We start from the raw sequence: 18,206 nt of genomic DNA, 5'->3' as shown, positions 1-18,206 counted from the left end.
TATATTGACCGAGAACGAATCACGATCACGCAAGCAGATCCCTTGTCAGACCACACCACCTCGGCCCCCCTGCCCCGCCCCGGCGGCCTCGCATCGCGCGCGGCGGCGCAGCCGGCGGCCGGCTATCTGCAGGGCCTCAATCCGGAGCAGCGCCTGGCAGTCGAGGCCACCGACGGCCCCGTGCTGGTTCTGGCCGGCGCCGGCACCGGCAAGACCCGCGTGCTGACTACCCGCATCGCCCATCTGATCGCGACGAACCGCGCCTTCCCCTCGCAGATCCTGTCGGTGACCTTCACCAACAAGGCGGCGCGCGAGATGAAGGAGCGCGTCGCCCATCTCGTCGGCCCGGTCGCCGAGGGCATGCCCTGGCTCGGCACCTTCCACTCGATCTCGGCCAAGCTGCTGCGCCGCCATGCCGAGCTGCTCGATTTGCGCTCCGACTTCACCATCCTCGACACCGACGACCAGATCCGCCTGATGAAGCAGGTGATCCAGTTGGAAGGCATCGACGAGAAGCGCTGGCCCGGCCGCATGCTGGCGGGCTTCATCGACTCATGGAAGAATCGCGGCCTGGCGCCCAAGGACGTGCCGCCGGGCGAGGCCGGTGTCTTCGCCAATGGCAAGGGCGGCAAGCTCTATGCCGCCTATCAGGACCGGCTGAAGACGCTGAACGCCGTCGATTTCGGCGATCTCCTGCTGCATTGCCTGACGCTGTTCCGCGAGCATCCGGACGTGCTGGCGAGCTATCACGAGCGCTTCCGCTACATCCTCGTCGACGAGTATCAGGACACCAACGTCGCCCAGTATCTCTGGCTGCGCCTGCTCGCCCAGGGCCGGCGCAACATCGCCTGCGTCGGCGACGACGACCAGTCGATCTATGGCTGGCGCGGCGCCGAGGTCGACAACATCCTGCGCTTCGAGCACGATTTCCCGGGCGCGACCGTGGTCCGTCTCGAACGCAATTACCGCTCGACCGGCCATATCCTCGCCACCGCCTCCAAGCTGATCGCCCGCAATGAGGGCCGCCTCGGCAAGACCCTGCGCACCGAGGACGAGCCCGGCGAGAAGGTCACCATCACCGGCGCCTGGGACAGCCAGGAGGAAGCCCGCCTGATCTCCGATGAGGTCGAGGCGATGCAAAGCAAAGGCGAGAACCTCGCCGAGGTCGCCATCCTCGTCCGCATCTCGGCGCAGATGCGCGAGATCGAGGAGCGGCTCATTCATGTCGGCGTGCCCTATCGCGTCATCGGCGGCCCGCGCTTCTACGAGCGCGCCGAGATCCGCGACGCGATGGCCTATCTGCGTTGCGTGGTGAGCCCCACTGACGATCTCGCCTTCGAGCGCATCGTCAACGTGCCCAAGCGCGGGCTGGGCGACGCAACGATCCAGATCCTCCATAATTATGCCCGCGCCGCGCAGCTCTCGCTCTTGCAGGCGGCCCGCGTCGTCGTCGAGAGCGACGAGCTCAAGCCCAAGGCTCGCACCTCCCTGCGCGAACTGGTCGAGGCCTTCGCCCGCTGGTCGGCCCGGGCCGAAGCCATGCCGCAGGGCGAGCTAGCCGAGCTGGTGCTTGAGGAATCAGGCTACACCGAGATGTGGCAGAAGGACCGCTCCGCCGATGCCGCCGGACGACTGGAGAACCTGAAGGAGCTGGTCCGTTCGCTCGACGAGTTCCCGGATTTGCCGGCCTTCCTCGAGCACGTCTCGCTGGTGATGGACGCCGACAGCGGCGATGGCGGCGCCCGCGTCTCGATCATGACGCTGCACGCCGCCAAGGGACTGGAGTTCGACACCGTCTTCCTGCCCGGCTGGGAGGAAGGGCTGTTCCCGAGCCAGCGCGCGCTCGACGAGAACGGCCGCGCCGGCCTCGAGGAGGAGCGCCGCCTCGCCCATGTCGGCCTGACCCGCGCCCGCAAGCGGCTGAAGCTCTTCTTCGCCTCGAACCGCCGCATCCATGGCCTCTGGCAGTCGAGCCTGCCCTCGCGCTTCATCGACGAACTGCCGGAGGACCATGTCGAGGTCGTCCAGGCGGCGTCGACCTACAGCCAAGGCGGCTATGGCGCCTCGCGCTTCGAGCGCATGGAAAGCTTCGGCTCCTCCTACCAGACGCCGGGCTGGCAGCGCGCGCAGGAGAACAAGGCCAAGTTCAATTCGGGCGGCGGCAACTCGGGCTTCTCCGACGCCGGCCAGCGCGGCTTCGGCTCTCGCCAGCGCGGCCCGATGCTGATCGAGGGCGAGCTGACAGCGAAATCGACCGGCACCTCGGCCTTCGACCCCGGCGCCCGCGTTTTCCACGTCAAGTTCGGCCCCGGCTCGGTCGCGAGCGTCGACGGCAACAAGCTGACCGTCGATTTCGACAAGGCGGGCAGGAAGATGGTGCTGGATAGCTTCGTGCAGAAGACGGGATAGCGAGCCTGCACCTCACAACGAGGGTCATCCCGGACAAGCGGCGAAGCCGCGCCGATCCGGGATCCATTCCGGAGCCTTGCCGAAAAACGTTCCGGAATGGGTCCCGGGTCTACGCTGCGCTCCGCCCAGGACGACAACGGACTATTGTGATCATGTGGTTTGGCTGTGGTAATTCGGAGCCGAGAGGTCACCATGCACCACAAACGCAAACGTCCGAAGAGCGCCCGCGCCGGCTGCTTGCTTTGCAAGCCACACAAGGCGAACGGCTGCTGTGCCGATCACAAGAACATGCAGCACGGCAATCGCCGCCGCTGTGAAGGCGGTCGCGACCAGTTGCGCTGCGAGGGACTCGCTGTCCGCTAATCCACTTCGTCATGCTCGCCCTTGTGGCGAGCATCCACGTCTTGAACACCGCACTGCCTGGAGGAAGACGTGGATGGTCGGGACAAGCCCGACCATGACGGAAAGCGCAGCGTTCATGATCTCAGGGTAGTAGGCGCCCCGACCTCTCCTCCCGTTCCCTGAACGCCTTTCGCGCCGCCGAGACCTGCGCATGATAGGTCTCGGCCCAGGTCCACACGCCACAGAACGCAGCGCTGAGCTCGCGGCCGAGCTCGGTCAGCGTGTAGTCGACATGCGGCGGGATCACCGGGTGGACGGTGCGGACGACGAGCCCGTCGCGCTCCATCTCGCGCAGCGTCTTGGTCAGCATCTTTTGGCTGATGCCACCGACGGCGCGTCCGACCTCGGGCGAGATCATCGTCGAGCGCTGCAAGCCGCTGCGCTTCGCCGCCGAGAACGGCCAGATCGCCGCGATCTTCGCCCAGCTGAACGCGCAGCACGGCTGAGGGCAATCGCCCTGCCCCTTGCAAGTCGTCCTGGGCGACGAAGGGGGACCCATTCCGGAACGGTTCAGGCATGGGTCCCGGATCGGCGCGGCTTCGCCGCTTGTCCGGGACGACAGAGAGAGGTGGCGGCAACCGAATGACAAGCCGCCATCGCCCTGCTAATTCCCCGTCATGCGCGAAGGCCTCCTGCCATCGACGGTCGCGACCGTCCTCGAACTCGAAACCAGCGGCGACAAGGCACGCGCCTTGACCGAGCTGCTCGGCGAGGTCTTCGACCCGACCGAGACGGCCGTCTCCGCTTTCGAGGTCGAGACCGGCGTCACCACGCTCTCGCTGAACGCGCCCTGGAAGGTCGAGGTCTACTTCGCGACGCATCCGGACGAGGACGCGGTGCGCGACATGCTGCGCCCGATCGTCGGCGACGGCATCGATTCCACGCCCTTCACTACGGTGAACCAGAAGGATTGGGTCGCTGCCAGCCTGGACGGCCTGCAGCCGGTGCGCGCGGGGCGCGTCCTCGTCCACGGCTCGCATGATCGCGAGGCGGTGCGCGTCAACGACGTCGCCATCGAGATCGCGGCGGCGCTCGCCTTCGGCACCGGCCATCACGGCACCACCGCCGGCTGCCTGCTCGCGCTCGATGCCGAATTGAAGAAGCGCCGGCCGAAGCACGCCATCGATGTCGGCACCGGCACCGGCATCCTGGCGCTCGCGCTCGCCAAGCAGGTCAAGCGCAAGGTCGTCGCCGGCGACATCGACGCGATCGCGATCGAGGTTTCCGCTCACAATGCCAGGATCAACCACGCACCGCAGGCACTCGACCTTTATGTCGCGCCGGGCCTGCGCCACGCCAAGGCGAACCGGCCGCGCCATTTCGACCTGATCTTCGCCAATATCCTCGCCGGCCCGCTACGCAAGCTCGCGCCCGCGATCGCCCGCGCCCTCTCCAATGACGGCACGGTGATCCTGTCGGGATTGCTGGAAATGGACGTCGCCGGCGTCGTCTCGGCCTATCGCCACCAGGGATTGGCGCTGGCGCGGCGCACCTCGCGGGAGGGCTGGGCGACTTTGGTCATGAAAAGAGGCGGCGCAGCCGTCAGGCCGCGCCGCCTCTACTAGGCCCTACGCTTTGAAAGACGGCGAGCAGGGATTTGTCGTCAGGCCGGGCCGAATGGCGTGGCGTGCGCGAACCGGAGCGGACATCAAGTCCGTGAGCACCGGAAGCGCAGAACGCCGCGTCAGGCGGCCGGCATGGCGGCGAAGCTCGCCGCCGGATCAGAAGCCGAGATGGCCGTACTTCTCTTCGGCCTGCGCCTGCATGGCGCGGGCATCGTTCCAGACGGCGGCGGCGAACTTGGCGGCGTCGACGACGGCGTCATAGGCGTGCTTGACGATGGCGATCATGGTCTTGGTTCCTTTTTCGATGCGCGCGGCGCGGTTCGCAGCCTGCGGCGATTGAAGTCAGCGGTTGAAGGGCAACTCGGCGTCGGTTTTCAGCGTCGTCGCCGGAAAGCCGCCAAGCACCAGCTCGCTCTCGCGCACCAGGTAGCTATGGGCGCGCAGCTCGCGCATGGCTGAACGGCGGCGGCTCTCGATCATCGCGGCGTAGAGGCGCTGCCAGAAGCCCTGGCCGGCGGCCTTCGTCTCCGTCGCTGCGGCGCGGGTCGCGGCCGGCAGGACATCGGTGGAATTCAGTACGTAGGTCATAGGGTCTCTCCTCAGATCACGAAGGACAGTCCCGGTCGCTTCCTCGTTCTCTTATGCGGCTAAAGTGGGCCGTCTTCGCACTTGCGAGAAGATACGTTCGCATATGCACAACATGCAAAAAACGCATACCGAAAACAGATATCCGTTAACGACTGCGCAATTCGCATAGCCAAGAGGCAATCAGCTCAAATGCGAGCCAATGCGCGCCCGCTTCGAAAGCAGGGGCCAACCGGCAGTTTTGCACTGGCCTTTCCGGCACATGGAGGCGAGCATGGCCGAAATCCAGCCTCAGAGCCCTCCATGACCGAATCGCGATCGACCGCCTCCCGCTTTCAGTCCTTCTCCGAGCCGAGCGATCCGTCGCAAGTCGCGCCGCGCGTCGCAGCCTTGCGCACCGCCTTGGCCAGGCAAGGGCTGGACGGCTTCATCATCCCGCGAGCCGATGAGCACCAGGGCGAGTATGTCCCCGCCCATATGGCCCGCCTCGCCTGGCTCACCGGCTTCACCGGCTCGGCCGGCAACGCCATCGTGCTCGCAGATAAAGCGGCCCTGATCGTCGACGGCCGCTACACCATCCAGTCGGCGGCGCAGACCGACACGAGCGTCGTGACGCCGACCAAGATGGAGGAAACGCCGCTCGACAAATGGGTCGAGGCCAATCTCCCGGCCGGCGGCAAGCTCGGCTACGATCCTTGGCTCCACACTGTCGACGGCGTCGCCAGGCTGGAGAAAGCGGCCGCAGCGGCGGGCAGCATGCTCGTCCCGGTGACGCCGAACCCGATCGACGCGCTCTGGAGCGACCGCCCTGCCCCCCCGACGGCTCCGGTCAAGGCACATCCGGCTGCCTATGCCGGCGAGAGCAGCGCCAGCAAGCTCGCCCGCATCCGGCAGGAGCTCGCCAAGGCCAAGGTCGACGCGCTTGTCCTCTCGGACCCGCATGCGCTGGCCTGGGTCTTCAACATCCGCGGCGGCGATGTCGAGCACACGCCGCTGCCGCTCGGCTATGCGATCGTGCCGCGCGAGGGCCGCCCGACCGTTTTCCTCGCGCCGGAGAAAATCACCAACGAGGCCGGCGACGCCATCGGCGCGCTCGGCGAGATCGCGCCGCCGCAGGCGCTCGAACAGCAGCTCAAGGCGCTCGGCGCGGCCAAGGCCAAGGTCAGGCTCGATTCCAGCACCGCCGCTGCCGCGCTAGCCACGCTGATCCGGGATGCCGGCGGCACGCCGGACGCCGGCACCGACCCGATTGCGCTGATGAAGGCGAAGAAGAACGAAACGGAGCTCAGCGGCAGCCGGCGGGCACACCTGCGCGATGGCGCCGCGATCGTCCGTTTCCTGTCCTGGCTGGCACGCGAGGCGCCTAAGGGCGGACTGACCGAGATCGACGCTGTCGCGGCGCTGGAGGCCGAGCGGCTGAAGACCGGCGAACTACGCGACGTCTCCTTCACCACCATCGCCGGCGCCGGCCCAAACGCGGCCCTGCCGCATTACCGCGTCACCGAAGCGAGCAACCGCCGGATCGAGCCCGGCATCTTTCTGGTCGATTCCGGCGGGCAATACGAGGATGGCACCACCGACATCACCCGCACCATGGCGATCGGCGAGCCCACGGCGGAGATGCGCGACCGCTACACCCGCGTGCTCAAGGGCCATCTCGCGATCTCGCGGGCGGTCTTTCCGAAAGGCACGTCGGGCGCCCAGCTCGACGCCTTCGCCCGCGCCCCGCTCTGGCAGGCCGGGCTCGATTTCGACCACGGCACCGGCCATGGCGTCGGCAGCTATCTGTCGGTGCACGAAGGCCCGCAGCGCCTCTCCAAGCTCGGCACCACGCCGCTCGAGCCCGGCATGATCCTCTCGAACGAGCCCGGCTACTACAAGGAAGGCGCCTACGGCATCCGCATCGAGAACCTGATCATCGTCGAGGAGCGCCAGATCCCCGGCGCCGAGCGCACCATGTACGGCTTCGAGACCGTGACCTGGTGCCCCTATGAGCGCGCGCTGATCGACCTCTCACTGCTCGACGAGGGCGAGCTCGCCTGGATCAACGCCTATCACGCGCAGGTCTGGAGCAATCTCGCGCCACTGGTCGAGGGCGAGGCAAAAGCCTGGCTGGAGCAGGCGTGTCTGCCGTTGTAGCAACCGTCATTCTCGGGCGAAGCGAAGCGCAGACCCGAGAATCTCATGACGGGAAAGGCACTGAATGGAGCCTCCTCGGCCTGAGATGCTCGGGTCAAGCCCGAGCATGACTGCGCGTCACCCCCACAAATCAGTCGACAGGTACTTCAGGCCCGAGTCGCAGATGATGACGGCAACCGTCTTCCCGGCCTCAGCCCCACCAAGCAGTTGCAGCGCCGCCGCAACATTCGCCCCGGCAGAAAACCCGCCGAAAATCCCCTCATGGCGCGCGAGTAGCCGTGTCATCTCCCGCGCCTCGTCTCCCGCCACCTGCAGATAGCCGTCGACCGGCACATCCTTCAGAAAGGCGAGATCGGCCATCGCATAGCCGCCGCCCTGGATCGGATGGTCGGGCCTTGTGACCACTTCGCCCGCCGCAGCGGCAGCGCCGGCCGGCTCGACCACATAGCAGCGCAGCGCCGGGCTGCGCTCCTTCAGCGCCTTGGTTACCCCGGCATAGCTGCCGCCCGAGCCGATGAAGTCGACGAAAGCGTCGAGCGCCCCGCCGCTCTGCTCCCAAAGCTCCGGCCCGGTCGTGCGGTAGTGCGCCAGCCAGTTGCCGTCGCGGTGGAACTGGTCGGCGCGGAAGGCGCCGCGCTCCCCGGTGATCCGCTTCGCTTCCCGATCGACGAGTTCGAGATCGCCGCCCGAAACCTGCCCGGGCACCGAGCCGGGCAATTGGTCGACCAGCACCACCTCGGCCCCGAGCGCCCGCATCATCCGGGCGCGCTCTTCCGAGTTGCCCTTCGACATCACTGCGATGAAGGGATAGCCCCTGATCCCGCAGACGATCGCAAGCCCGGTGCCCATATTGCCGGAGGTGAGCTCGACCACGGTCTGCCCTGGCTTCAGCGTGCCGGCGCGTTCCGCCTCCTCGATGATCCCCAGCGCGGCCCGGTCCTTCTTCGAGAAGCCGGGATTGAGATAGTCCAGCTTGGCGAGGATGATCCCGTTGGCGCCGAGATGCCGCGTCAGCCGGTCGAGCCGGACCAGCGGCGTGTCGCCGATCGCCTCGACCACGGAATTCATCACGGGACGCATGTGTTCTCCCTCGGCCAGCCTCAGGCCACCATGCGCAAGGCAACCACGGTTGCGACGCCCACGGCAACCACACCGAGCAGCGGCAGGCGCGTTGCCGCCAGGCCGCAGACCAATGCTGCGACCGTCTCCGGCCAACCGGTCGCGAGCGCGCTCGGCGCGATCACCGCGATCAGCACGGCAGGCGGGATCGCGTCGAAGGCGGCCTGCGCCCGCGGCGAGAGGTTGAGGCGGCCGACCAGTGCCAAGCCGGCGATGCGGGTGAGATAGGTCACCAGCGCCATGCCGAGGAAGGCGGCGAGATTGATCGGATCAACAGTCATTCGGCCGGGCTTTCGACAGGTTTCTCCGCGATGTCGCCAGCGGCGATCCAGGCGGCGGCGAGGCCGCAGAGCGCGCCCGCCAGCACATGCCAGGGCGGTCCGGCGAGCTTGTAGGCGAGCGCCGAGGCGAGGCCGGCCGCGGCCACCGTCCAGGCGGTGACGCGGCCCTTCCAGAAGGCTGCGGTCAGGGCGATGAACAGCGCGGTGAAGGCGAAGTCAGCGCCGTAGCGCTTGGGGTCGCCGAGCGCAGCGCCGATGATCGCGCCCGTGGTCGAGGTCGTCAGCCAGCCAAGCACGAACGGCACGATCATGGCGAACCAGTAGGCCGGCGTGACCGGATGGGTTCGGGCCCGCTTCTCGGCCAGCGCCCAGTTCTCGTCGGCCATGTAGTAGAGCCCGCCGAAGATCTGGGCCGTAGAGAAGCCCTTGAGCTTCGGCGCGATCGAGGCGCTCATCAGGATGTGGCGGGCATTGATCAGCGCCGTCGAGAACACCAGCGCGACGATCGGCGCCGGGCTCGCCCAGAGCTCGACCGCGGCGAACTGCGCCCCGCCGGCGAAGACGAGCACGCTCATCAGGAAGACTTCGAGCGGGGAGAGCCCCTTGCCGGCGGCGAGCGCGCCGAAGAGCAGGCCGATCGGCACCGCCGCCAACGCAGCCGGCCAGATGTCATTCAGCCCTGCACGGGCTTCATCTTTCCAGGACATGGAGTTTCCTGATGTCGTCAGCCGTGATGGGCGGCGCGGAAGACGCCCGGCGTCACGCCGAGCCTCGCCTTGAAGGCGCGGGTCAGATGCGCCTGGTCGCAGAACCCGGTGGCGGCCGCGACCGCGCCGGGGGATTCGCCGCGCCGCAGCCGCTCGCGGGCGCGACGGACGCGGACATCGACGAGATAGGCATGCGGCGTCAGCCCGGTCTCGCGCCGGAAGGCTCGGATCAGGTGATGCCGCGGCAGGCCTGAGCGCCGCGTCAGATCGGCCAGCGACAAATCCTCGTCATAGCGCTGCTCGAGCAGTTCCCTCGCCTTTGCGATCGGCCCGTGCTCGCGCCCGATCTCGCGGATGGAGAGATCGGCATGTCGCGACAGGCACCAGCCATAGGCGCGCAGCAGGCCTTCCTCTCCGGCAAGCGCGTCCCCACCCTCCTCCAGCGCGCGATGCGCCTCCGAGAACAGGGCCGAGCCTTCCGGGTCCTGCACGGTCGGTTCGGGGAAGAACGGGGTGCCGATGCTCTCGTCACCGGTGAGCGAGATCGCGACCTCGCGCATCAGCTCGATCGTTGGATAGGTCATCCGGTAGCGATAGCCGCCTTCGCTCGGCGCGCCGTCATGGACATCGAGCGGATGGTTGAAGACGAGGTCGCCGCTGCGGGCGAAGAGCGTGCGGCCGCGGGCATGCCAGAGCTCGCAGCCCGACAGGATCGTGCCGACCGCATAGGTCTCATGGGCGTGCGGCGAATAGGTGTGGGTCGAGAACTTCGCCGACAGGCATTCCAGCCCGGAGAAGCGCGCCGCCGTGAACAGGCGGGCATGCTCCCCCGTCTGGAGCGGCATCTCCAGCAATGCGTCGCCCTGGCTGATCAGATCCATGGCGCAAGATAGAGCGGAAGCCGCCCTTCGTGTCTTGAAGAAAAGTGATGGCGACGATCACGCCAGCGCGCTTTCCGTTCGGCTGCTCACAGCCGAGCGGCGAGAAATCGCGCCAACGCAAAGCACGTCGCCATCTGTCAGGAGTCAGGGGCGTGGCGGCTCCTTGCCGGCGACGAGCACCAGCAGCGCGCCGGCGAGCGTCGCCACCGCCATGTAGCCGATCGGGCCAAGGCCGCCGACATAGTTGACCAGCAGGCCGCCGAACACCGCGCCGCTGGCGATCGCGACCAGGAAGGCCGCGGTCAGGAGCCCGCTCGCCGCCTCGGCATGATCGGCCGCGATGCGCACCATCCAGCTCTGGAACCCAACCGGCGCGAAGCCGAACGCGAAGCCCCAGAGCGCGACGGTGATCCCTGCGACGAGCGACGAAGCGCCGAACAGGATCATGACCAGCGCCAGGATGCCGATCGTCAGCGCGAACGAAACGATCGCGAGCTTGACGCCACGTCCCGCGACCGCACCGCCGGCGAAATTGCCGATGACGTTGCCGACGCCATAGCCAAGCAGCACGAAGGTGATCGCTGTGACGCCGAGCTGCGGAGCGTGCTCGAGGAAGGGTCGGATATAGGTGAAGCCGGTGAACTGCCCGGAGATGATCACGAGCACCGAAAGCAGCATCAGGCGCACGCTCGGCCGCGAGAGCAGTTCCACCAATGTGCCCAGCCGCGGCGTCGTTTGCGGCGGCAGAGGCGGCATCGACGTCAGCAGCGCCAGCAGGGCGACGCCGGCCAGCCCGGCCGACAGCCCGAACACCATCCGCCAGCCGATCAGGGCGTCGAGATAGGCGCCAAGCGGCCCGCCGCCGATGAAGGCGGCCGAAACGCCGGCCGAGATGATCGCCAGCGCCCGCGGCACGGACTGGGCCGGCACCAGCCGCAGCGTCAGCGCCGGCGCCATCGACCAGAAGCCGCCGAGGGCGATGCCGAGCAGGAAGCGCGCGGCCAGGAGCATGGCAAAGCCGTTGGCCATGGCCGTGACCAGGCTCGATACCGCCAGGAGCGACAACAGCGTCCAGAGTACCAGGCGCCGGTCGAAGCGGCTGGTGAGGATCGGGGTGAAGATGGCGGCGGCGACGCCGACCAGCGAGGTCACCGTGACGGTCTGCCCGGCGGCGCCGACGCTGATCGAGAGATCGGCGGCGATCGAGGTCAGGACGCTGGCGGGCAGGAACTCGGCGCTGACCAGGGCGAACACGCCCATGGCGAGCGCGAAGACCGCCGGCCAGGCGGCGGTACGCTCGTCGGGCACGATGCCGACGAGTTCGGCATCGGCTGTGGCTGACAAGGAATCCGACATGGGTCGCTCCAGGAAGAATGGACACCGGAGTTAGGCGTGACCGCCTGGAGCTTCCATGCTAGAAAACCCGATATGCTTGACCAATCGTCCAGAAGATCGGGACCTGACCCGCTGACCGAGATGCTTCGCGGTCTCCGGCTCGAAGGCGTCGACTACGCTCGCTACCAGATGACCACGCCCTGGTGCCTGCTGTTTCCGGCCCAGCCGGCAGCGCGTTTTCACTTCATGGCCGAGCATGGCTGCTGGCTGCGCGCGCCCGAGGGCGATTGGGTTCGGCTCGAACAGGGCGACGCCGTGCTGATGCCGCGCGGCGTCGAGCATGTACTCGCCAGCGAGCCCGGCCTGTCGGCGAAGCCGACCGGGCGCTGCGCCTTCCAGGCCTGTTGCGGCGAGATCGCCGAGGCGCGCGGCGGCGGCGCAGCAGAAGGCGACGACGGCGAAGCGACGCTGTTCTTCAGCGCCAGCCTCTGCTTCAACGTCGACGCCCAGCACCCGATGCTGCGGATGATGCCGGAGCTGATGTGGGTCCACGAGATGGCGGTGCATGAGCCGGCGATCCCGGCGCTGCTGACCACCATGGCATGTGAACTTGCTCTGGATCGCGTCGGCGCGGGCGGCATCCTGACGCGGCTGGCGGACGTGGTCGCCGCCGCCCTGATCCGGTCCTGGGTCGAGCGCGGCTGCGGCAGCGCCACCGGCTGGGTCGCCGCCGCCCGCGATCCCGACATCGGCCGCGTCCTCGCCGCGATCCACCTCAACCCGAGCGAGGACTGGACTGTCGATGCGCTCGCCAGGGTGATGCACGCCTCGCGTTCCGCCTTCGCCGAGCGTTTCGCCGCGGTCGTCGGCGAGACGCCGGCGCGCTATGTCCTGCAGGTCCAGATGCATCAGGCTAGGCAGTGGCTGGTGCGCGACCGGATGCGGATCTCGGCCGTGGCCCGCCGTCTCGGCTACGATTCGGAAGCCTCGTTCAGCCGCGCCTTCAAGCGGGTGATCGGCAAGTCGCCGAGCCATTTCCGCAACGCCGAGCCGCCGATCCCCGCGGCGCGGCCTATCGATGCGTCACCGCGAAGTCTGGCCGAATAGCCCTCCGAACGGGGAAGCTCAGTCGGCCAGCGCTTCGGCCCGCCCGCTACGAGGCTCGGTGAGCGGCGCGAAGCGTCCCTGCGCGAACAGCTCCTCGATGGTCTGCAGCGTCTTGGTGTAGTGCGCCACCAGCAACGCACCGGCATCCGCGGCTGTGCCGTTCAGGACAGCCTTCATCAGCGCCTCGTGCTCGCTCTGGCCGTTCCGTGGCATATTGCCATAAGCGTGCGAGATCGAGATGTAGCGTGCTGCATGGTCGGCGAGGATGTCGCAGAACTCGAGCAGCCAGGGCGAGCCGCAATTGGCGAGCAGTGCCCGGTGGAAGTTGCGGTGCGCATCCTCCCAGCCGGCCCTCTCCTCCGGGCGGTCCGAGCGGAAGCGCGACAGGCGGTGCAAAGCGAGCACGATGCCCTCTTCCCAGTGCTCGTCGCGATTGGCCATCGCCTCTTCGAGCGCCTTGGTCTCGAGCCAGCAGCGCGTGCGCACCAGCACGCGCCAGTCGTCGAGCGCGATCGCGGGCACGGCGAAACCGCGCTGCTCATAGCGCTCGACCAGCCGCTCCGCCGAGAGACGCGAGAGCGCCTCGCGCACCGCATTGCTGCCGACGCCATAGGTCGCGGCGATCGGCTCGATCCGCAGCTTCTCGCCCGGGCGGAATTCGCCCTGGATGATGTCGCTGCGCAGCTTCTGGTAGACCGTCGTCGACAGCGTGGTCTTTTCGCTCACCTTCGCCATGCGTGTTCTCGGGTTCAGGCCGCTGGGCGCGGCGTCTTCGTGGTGATGCTGTTACGCGAACGCTGCCAGAACACGAACCGGTATTGCAGCCATGAGACCAGCCCGAACATGGCAAGCCCGAGCAGGCTGAGATAGATGATCAGCGAGAACACCCGCGGCGTGTCGAGCTGCGAGGCGGCGACCCGGATCAGTTCGCCGAAGCCCGCCCCGCCGCCGAGGAACTCGCCGGCGATCGCGCCCGAGACGACACTGATCGCGGCGATCTTCAGCCCCGTGAAGAATTGCGGCAGCCCGGTCGGGATCTTGAGCTTGACCAGCGTTTGCAGGCGCGAGGCGCCGATGCTCTTGAACAGCATGCGCGCATTCTCGTCCGCCGCATGCAGGCCGGCGGCTGTGCCGACGATGATCGGGAACACCGAGATGAAGGCCGCGAGCGCCACCTTCGACATGATGCCGAAGCCGAGCCAGGCGACGAAGAGCGGCGCGAAGGCCAGCTTCGGCATGGTGTCGATCGCGACGATATAGGGCATCACCGCCCGCTCGCCGAAGCTGGTCTCGCCGACCAGGATACCGAGCGTGACCCCGATGGTCAGCGCGACGACGAAGCCCCAGACGACCTCGCTCGCCGTGACCCAGAAGGCCGGCAGCATGTAGTCGCCGGAGGAGAGGTTGCGACCGACGAAGCCGATGTCGCGGATCGTCTCGGCCGGCGTCGGCAGGATCAGCGGCGAGACGATCCCCGACGAGGTCACGCCTTGCCAGAGCCCGAGGAACAGGACGAGCAGGCCGAGCATCGAGATCCAGCGCGGCAGCTTCGAGGTGAACGAGACCTTCTCGGCCCAGACCGTATCGGCGGGCATTGAAACGGCTGATTTGTCGACGACGTCGCTCACAGGAACGCCCCCTTGTCGAGCAGGCCGCGGATCTCGCCGACATAGGCGCCGAACTGCGGCAGCGTCGTCATCTCGAGCGTGCGCGGCCGCGGCAGGTCGATCGCGATGCTGCGCACGACCCGGCCCGGCCGGGCCGACATCACATGCACGATGTCGGAAAGGATGACCGCTTCCGCGATCGAATGCGTCACCAGGAAGGCCGAGGCGTTGCGCTCGCGGCAGATGCGCTGCAGCTCCATGTTCATGAAATCGCGGGTGATCTCGTCGAGCGCGCTGAACGGCTCGTCGAGAAGGAGCACGTTTGGCTCGGAGATCAGCATCCGGCAGATTGCGGCGCGCTGGGCCATGCCGCCGGAGAGCTGCGAGGGATAGGTCGCCTCGAAGCCCTTAAGGCCGACGAGTTCGAGCAGGCTCTTCGCACGCGGCGCAGCGGCCTCGGCCGCGGCACGACCCTCGCGCACCTCGATCGGCAGCAGGATGTTCTGCAGGGTCGTGCGCCACGGAAACAGCGTCGCCTGCTGGAACATCATGCCGATATCGGCGCGCGCACCCAGCACCGGCGTCCCGGCCAGCATCACCCTGCCCGTCGAGGGCGGTGTCAGCCCGGCCATGATCTTGAGCAAGGTCGACTTGCCGCAGCCGCTGGAGCCGATCACCGCGTGGAATTCACCCTGGCGCAGCGTCAGGTCGACGCTCTCCAGCGCGACGACGCTTTCGCCATAGACCTTCGAAACCCTGCTGAGCTCATAGACCGGCCGGGCGAGATGCCCGGCCGCTTCGGCCGTCGCCAATGTCATTTCGGCGCGTTCCAGGCGGCGATCAGGTCGTTGGAATAGGCCTTGCTGAGATCGTCGAGCGGCTTCTTGAGGTCGCCCGAGGCGAGCAGTGTCTTCTGCCACATCTCCCAGGCTTCGGGACTGTTGTAGCCGAAGCCCTTGGCCGGATCGAGCGGCGCTGTCAGGCGATAGTAGACCTCCATCAGCGCCTCGGCGAAGGGCATGTTCTCCAGCTGCTGCGGATTGCCCATGCGCGCATGCTTCAGCACCGCCGCCTTGTTGGCCGGGTCGAGGCCGAACTTGGTGCCCCTGACCAGGGCACGGCCGAAACGTTCGAGCATGCCGCGGTTCTCGTCGAGATATTTGCGGGTGACGACATAGCCATTGCCGAAATAGGACTGGAAGCGCGGCGGCGTCAGCGAGCGCAGCTTGATCCCGCGCAGGCTCAGCGTCGCAGCGCCGGCGGTATCGGAGGCATAGGCGTCGATCGCCTTCTGCATGAAGCCGGCGACCGCCATGCCGCCCTCGCCCACCGTAATGAACTTGTAGTCGGCGCCCTCCTTCATGCCCTCGGCGTCGAAGATCGAGCGGACGAAGGCGACCTCGGCACCGTCGGCGGTGCCGACGCCGATGACCTTGCCCTTCAGGTCAGCCGGCTTCTGGAAGGCGGAGGTCTCCGGCACGACGAGGTTGAACTGGCTGCGGGTGAAGTAATTGTAGATGTAGACGAGGTCCTGGCCGCGATCCCTCGCCGCCATCAACGGTCCCGGCCCGGGGTGGGCGAGCTGTGCCTGCCCGGCAAGCAGCGCCTGGATCGCCGCTGCCGAGCCGTTGACGCTGCGCGGTGTGATCTTGAGCTTCTCTTCGGCAAAGTAGCCTTCGCCGATTGCGGCATAGAGCGCGAAATAGCCCAGCCCGCCCGGGCTCGGGTAGACGATCGTCAACTCGTCCAGCGCCTGCGACAGCGCCCGGGGAGCCGCGAGTGCGAAGGGCAGCCCTGCGGCCGCCGCGATGAACTGCCTACGCTTCATCCCGTTCCCCTTGGTTTTTCGACGTGAGCGAGACAACGATGCATCATCGACTTTCTATGTCAATTAAATTCATATTTATTATGAGGACATAAAAATATGCAGATTTATATGGACACTGGATGGGCGCGTCCTATGCTCGATGTATTCGCCACCTAGCCACGGCCGCTCGATGACCACGCTCGTAAATCTCGCTGTCCCCGCCCCGATCCAACCGACCCTGCCGATCATCGGCTCGTCGGCGCGCTTTCCGGTCAGGCGAATCTACTGCGTCGGCCGCAACTACGTCGCCCATGTCCGCGAGATGGGTGGCGACGAGACGCGCGACTTCCCGTTGATCTTCCAGAAGCCGATCGACGCAGTCGTGCAGGATGGCGGCACCGTGCCCTATCCGCCGATGACCGACGATTTCCATTTCGAGCTCGAGCTCATGGTCGCGATGAAGTCCGGGGGCTACAACATCCCGCAGGACCAGGCGCTGTCCCACGTCTTCGGCTACGGTATCTGCCTCGACATGACCCGCCGCCGCCTCCTCAACACGCCGGACGGGCCGCGCATCCCCTGGGAACTGAAGAAGTCCTTCGACCATTCCGCGCCGTGCGGGCCGGTCTACCCGGTCGAGCAGGTCGGCCATCCCGCCTCGGGCGGCATCAGGCTCGAGGTCGATGGCGTCGCCCACCAGGATTCCGACCTGTCGCTGATGATCTGGCGTACGCCGGAGATCATCGCCACGCTCTCGAACTACTTCTCGCTGGAGCCGGGCGACGTGATCATGACCGGAACGCCGCATGGCGTCGGCGCCGTCTTACCCGGCAACGTCCTCGTCGGCAGCATCGAGACACTCGGCTCGCTTACCGTCACGATCGGCGAGCCGGCGGTCGCGGCCTGAGGAAAAGCGCTCTATCGTCCCGGCAACTGCCCTACTAGCCGGACGACGCCGAGATGAGCATCCGCCAGCAACTGATCGAGCGCTTCTTCCGCTATCTCTCGGTCACCAGCCAAAGCGACATCAAGGCCACGACGCTGCCCAGCACGCCGGGCCAGCAGCGCCTGGCGCAATTGCTGGCTGACGAGCTGCGCGCGCTCGGCCTCGACGACGTCGTCATCGACGACCGCGCCACCGTCACGGCTGTGAAGCGCGGCACCGTGGCAGGTGCGCCGAAGATCGGCTTCATCGCCCATCTCGACACCTTCGACGCCGGTCTCTCGCCCGATATCCACCCGCAGCTGCTGCGCTTCGAAGGCGAGGACCTCTGCCTCAACCGCGATCAGGACATCTGGCTGCGTGTCGCCGAGCATCCGCAACTGCGCGACTGGGCTGGCGCCGAGATCATCGCCAGCGACGGCAACAGCGTGCTCGGCGCCGACAACAAGGCGGCGATCACGGTGATCATGACCCTGCTCGCCAATCTCGGCCCGCAGGATCGCCATGGCGACATCACCGTCGCCTTTGTCCCGGACGAGGAGATCGGCCTGCGCGGCGCCAAGGTCCTCGACCTCGCCCGCTTCCCTTGCGACTTCGCCTACACGATCGATTGCTGCGAGCTCGGCGAAGTCGTGATCGAGAACTTCAACGCCGCCGCCGCCGAAATCACCCTCACCGGCGTCAGCACCCATCCGATGTCGGCCAAGGGCGTGCTGGTGAACCCGGTGCTGATGGCGCAGGACTTCATCAGCCGCTTCGACCGGGCTGAGACGCCGGAGAACACCGAAGGCCGCGAAGGCTATGTCTGGTTCAATACCATCACCGCCAATGCCAGCGAGGCAAGGCTCGGCGCCTTGATCCGCGATTTCGACAGGACAAGCTTCGAAGCGCGCAAGCGCCGCCTCATTGAGGTTACCGCCGAGATCGCCGCGCTCTATCCGACCGGCCGGGTCGAATGCGTGGTGAGCGACACCTATGGCAACATCCATGACAGCCTCGGTGACGACCACCGCCCGGTCGAGTTGCTGTTCGGCGCGTTGGAGGCGCTACAGATCAGGAAGAAGCAGATCCCGATGCGCGGCGGCACCGACGGAGCGGCGCTCTCGGCCCGCGGCCTGCCGACACCGAACTTCTTCACCGGCGCCTATAATTTCCACTCGCGCTACGAGTTCCTGCCGGTCCCGGCCTTCGAGAAGTCCTACGATGTCGCGCGGATGATCTGCACGCTGGCGGCGGAGCGGGGCTAAAAGTGACCTGAACAAGCGCGGGATCCCTCTCCCGGATGGGAGAGGGGTAGGGGTGAGGGACCGCCGCTGATT

The 18,206-nt window shown here is 67.1% G+C and carries 18 protein-coding genes and 1 pseudogene; 7 read left to right on the top strand and 12 right to left on the bottom strand.

Annotated elements, in window-relative coordinates; translation table 11 throughout:
- Window positions 1–42: 42 nt before the first annotated feature.
- On the top strand, window positions 43–2,409 hold the full coding sequence (locus ASE66_RS17450; protein WP_057190950.1) for a UvrD-helicase domain-containing protein: 2,367 nt from the start codon (window positions 43–45) through the stop codon (window positions 2,407–2,409).
- A 484-nt stretch (window positions 2,410–2,893) separates the two neighbouring features.
- Here the strand turns inward: ASE66_RS17450 and ASE66_RS33275 are convergent.
- Window positions 2,894–3,181: pseudogene (locus tag ASE66_RS33275) on the bottom strand (winged helix-turn-helix transcriptional regulator); the annotation flags it as partial.
- Between ASE66_RS33275 and ASE66_RS33715 the strand changes: the two are divergent.
- Window positions 3,132–3,257 (top strand): hypothetical protein, encoded by a 126-nt coding sequence (locus ASE66_RS33715; protein WP_274532964.1) that lies wholly within the window; start codon window positions 3,132–3,134, stop codon window positions 3,255–3,257. The pseudogene ASE66_RS33275 and the gene ASE66_RS33715 overlap by 50 nt on opposite strands.
- A 171-nt stretch (window positions 3,258–3,428) precedes the next feature.
- Window positions 3,429–4,376 carry a 50S ribosomal protein L11 methyltransferase gene (locus ASE66_RS17440; protein ID WP_057190949.1) on the top strand — a complete coding sequence of 316 codons (948 nt, stop codon included), beginning with the start codon at window positions 3,429–3,431 and terminating at the stop codon, window positions 4,374–4,376.
- 156 nt (window positions 4,377–4,532) lie between these two features.
- Here ASE66_RS17440 and ASE66_RS33710 read toward each other — a convergent pair whose 3' ends face one another.
- A complete protein-coding gene (locus ASE66_RS33710; RefSeq protein WP_274532960.1) occupies window positions 4,533–4,661 on the bottom strand; it encodes a hypothetical protein in 129 nt (42 codons plus the stop codon).
- A gap of 57 nt (window positions 4,662–4,718) precedes the next feature.
- Window positions 4,719–4,964, bottom strand: a complete 246-nt coding sequence (locus ASE66_RS17435) for a hypothetical protein (protein WP_057190948.1) — start codon at window positions 4,962–4,964, stop codon at window positions 4,719–4,721.
- Window positions 4,965–5,264: 300 nt separating this feature from the next.
- On the opposite strand from ASE66_RS17435, the gene ASE66_RS17430 reads away from it, so the two are divergent.
- A complete protein-coding gene (locus ASE66_RS17430) occupies window positions 5,265–7,100 on the top strand; it encodes an aminopeptidase P family protein (protein WP_057190947.1) in 1,836 nt (611 codons plus the stop codon).
- Window positions 7,101–7,217: 117 nt separating this feature from the next.
- Here the strand turns inward: ASE66_RS17430 and ASE66_RS17425 are convergent, their stop codons facing one another.
- The 5 genes from ASE66_RS17425 to ASE66_RS17405 all read right to left on the bottom strand — a co-directional run bounded on the left by ASE66_RS17425 (window position 7,218) and on the right by ASE66_RS17405 (window position 11,444).
- Window positions 7,218–8,180, bottom strand: a complete 963-nt coding sequence (locus ASE66_RS17425; protein WP_057190946.1) for a PLP-dependent cysteine synthase family protein — start codon at window positions 8,178–8,180, stop codon at window positions 7,218–7,220.
- A gap of 20 nt (window positions 8,181–8,200) precedes the next feature.
- Entirely contained in the window at window positions 8,201–8,500 is a 300-nt protein-coding gene (locus ASE66_RS17420; protein ID WP_057190945.1) for an AzlD family protein, read from the bottom strand.
- Window positions 8,497–9,207 (bottom strand): AzlC family ABC transporter permease, encoded by a 711-nt coding sequence (locus ASE66_RS17415; RefSeq protein WP_057190944.1) that lies wholly within the window; start codon window positions 9,205–9,207, stop codon window positions 8,497–8,499. The genes ASE66_RS17420 and ASE66_RS17415 overlap by 4 nt, the downstream gene beginning before the upstream one ends.
- 17 nt (window positions 9,208–9,224) lie before the next feature.
- A complete protein-coding gene (locus ASE66_RS17410; RefSeq protein ID WP_057190943.1) occupies window positions 9,225–10,088 on the bottom strand; it encodes an AraC family transcriptional regulator in 864 nt (287 codons plus the stop codon).
- A 144-nt stretch (window positions 10,089–10,232) separates the two neighbouring features.
- Window positions 10,233–11,444: an MFS transporter gene (locus ASE66_RS17405; protein ID WP_057190942.1), complete on the bottom strand. Its 1,212-nt coding sequence runs from the start codon at window positions 11,442–11,444 to the stop codon at window positions 10,233–10,235.
- 72 nt (window positions 11,445–11,516) lie between these two features.
- Here ASE66_RS17405 and ASE66_RS17400 point away from each other — a divergent pair, with 72 nt between their 5' ends.
- On the top strand, window positions 11,517–12,530 hold the full coding sequence (locus ASE66_RS17400) for an AraC family transcriptional regulator (protein WP_057190941.1): 1,014 nt from the start codon (window positions 11,517–11,519) through the stop codon (window positions 12,528–12,530).
- Between the two features lie 18 nt (window positions 12,531–12,548).
- Here ASE66_RS17400 and ASE66_RS17395 read toward each other — a convergent pair whose 3' ends face one another.
- The 4 genes from ASE66_RS17395 to ASE66_RS17380 are packed head-to-tail and all read right to left on the bottom strand — an operon-like array spanning window position 12,549 to window position 15,965.
- Window positions 12,549–13,265 carry a GntR family transcriptional regulator gene (locus tag ASE66_RS17395; RefSeq protein WP_057190940.1) on the bottom strand — a complete coding sequence of 239 codons (717 nt, stop codon included), beginning with the start codon at window positions 13,263–13,265 and terminating at the stop codon, window positions 12,549–12,551.
- A gap of 14 nt (window positions 13,266–13,279) precedes the next feature.
- Window positions 13,280–14,158 (bottom strand): ABC transporter permease, encoded by an 879-nt coding sequence (locus ASE66_RS17390; protein ID WP_244494963.1) that lies wholly within the window; start codon window positions 14,156–14,158, stop codon window positions 13,280–13,282.
- On the bottom strand, window positions 14,155–14,955 hold the full coding sequence (locus ASE66_RS17385; RefSeq protein ID WP_057190939.1) for an ABC transporter ATP-binding protein: 801 nt from the start codon (window positions 14,953–14,955) through the stop codon (window positions 14,155–14,157). Before ASE66_RS17385 ends, ASE66_RS17390 begins: the two co-directional genes overlap by 4 nt.
- Entirely contained in the window at window positions 14,952–15,965 is a 1,014-nt protein-coding gene (locus ASE66_RS17380) for an ABC transporter substrate-binding protein (RefSeq protein ID WP_057190938.1), read from the bottom strand. Before ASE66_RS17380 ends, ASE66_RS17385 begins: the two co-directional genes overlap by 4 nt.
- A gap of 169 nt (window positions 15,966–16,134) precedes the next feature.
- Between ASE66_RS17380 and ASE66_RS17375 the strand changes: the two genes are divergently transcribed.
- Both ASE66_RS17375 and pepT read left to right on the top strand, forming a co-directional pair.
- Window positions 16,135–16,851: a fumarylacetoacetate hydrolase family protein gene (locus ASE66_RS17375; RefSeq protein ID WP_057190937.1), complete on the top strand. Its 717-nt coding sequence runs from the start codon at window positions 16,135–16,137 to the stop codon at window positions 16,849–16,851.
- 53 nt (window positions 16,852–16,904) lie between these two features.
- Entirely contained in the window at window positions 16,905–18,134 is a 1,230-nt protein-coding gene (gene pepT, locus ASE66_RS17370) for a peptidase T (RefSeq protein ID WP_057190936.1), read from the top strand.
- The last annotated feature ends 72 nt before the right edge of the window (window positions 18,135–18,206 follow it).

Origin of the sequence: Allobosea sp. Root483D1, from assembly GCF_001429505.1 — a bacterium.
In the GTDB taxonomy this organism is placed as follows: Bacteria; Pseudomonadota; Alphaproteobacteria; order Rhizobiales; family Beijerinckiaceae; genus Allobosea.
The sequence above is the reverse complement of the archived record's forward strand: the minus strand, read 5'-3'. Positions and strand labels throughout refer to the sequence as shown.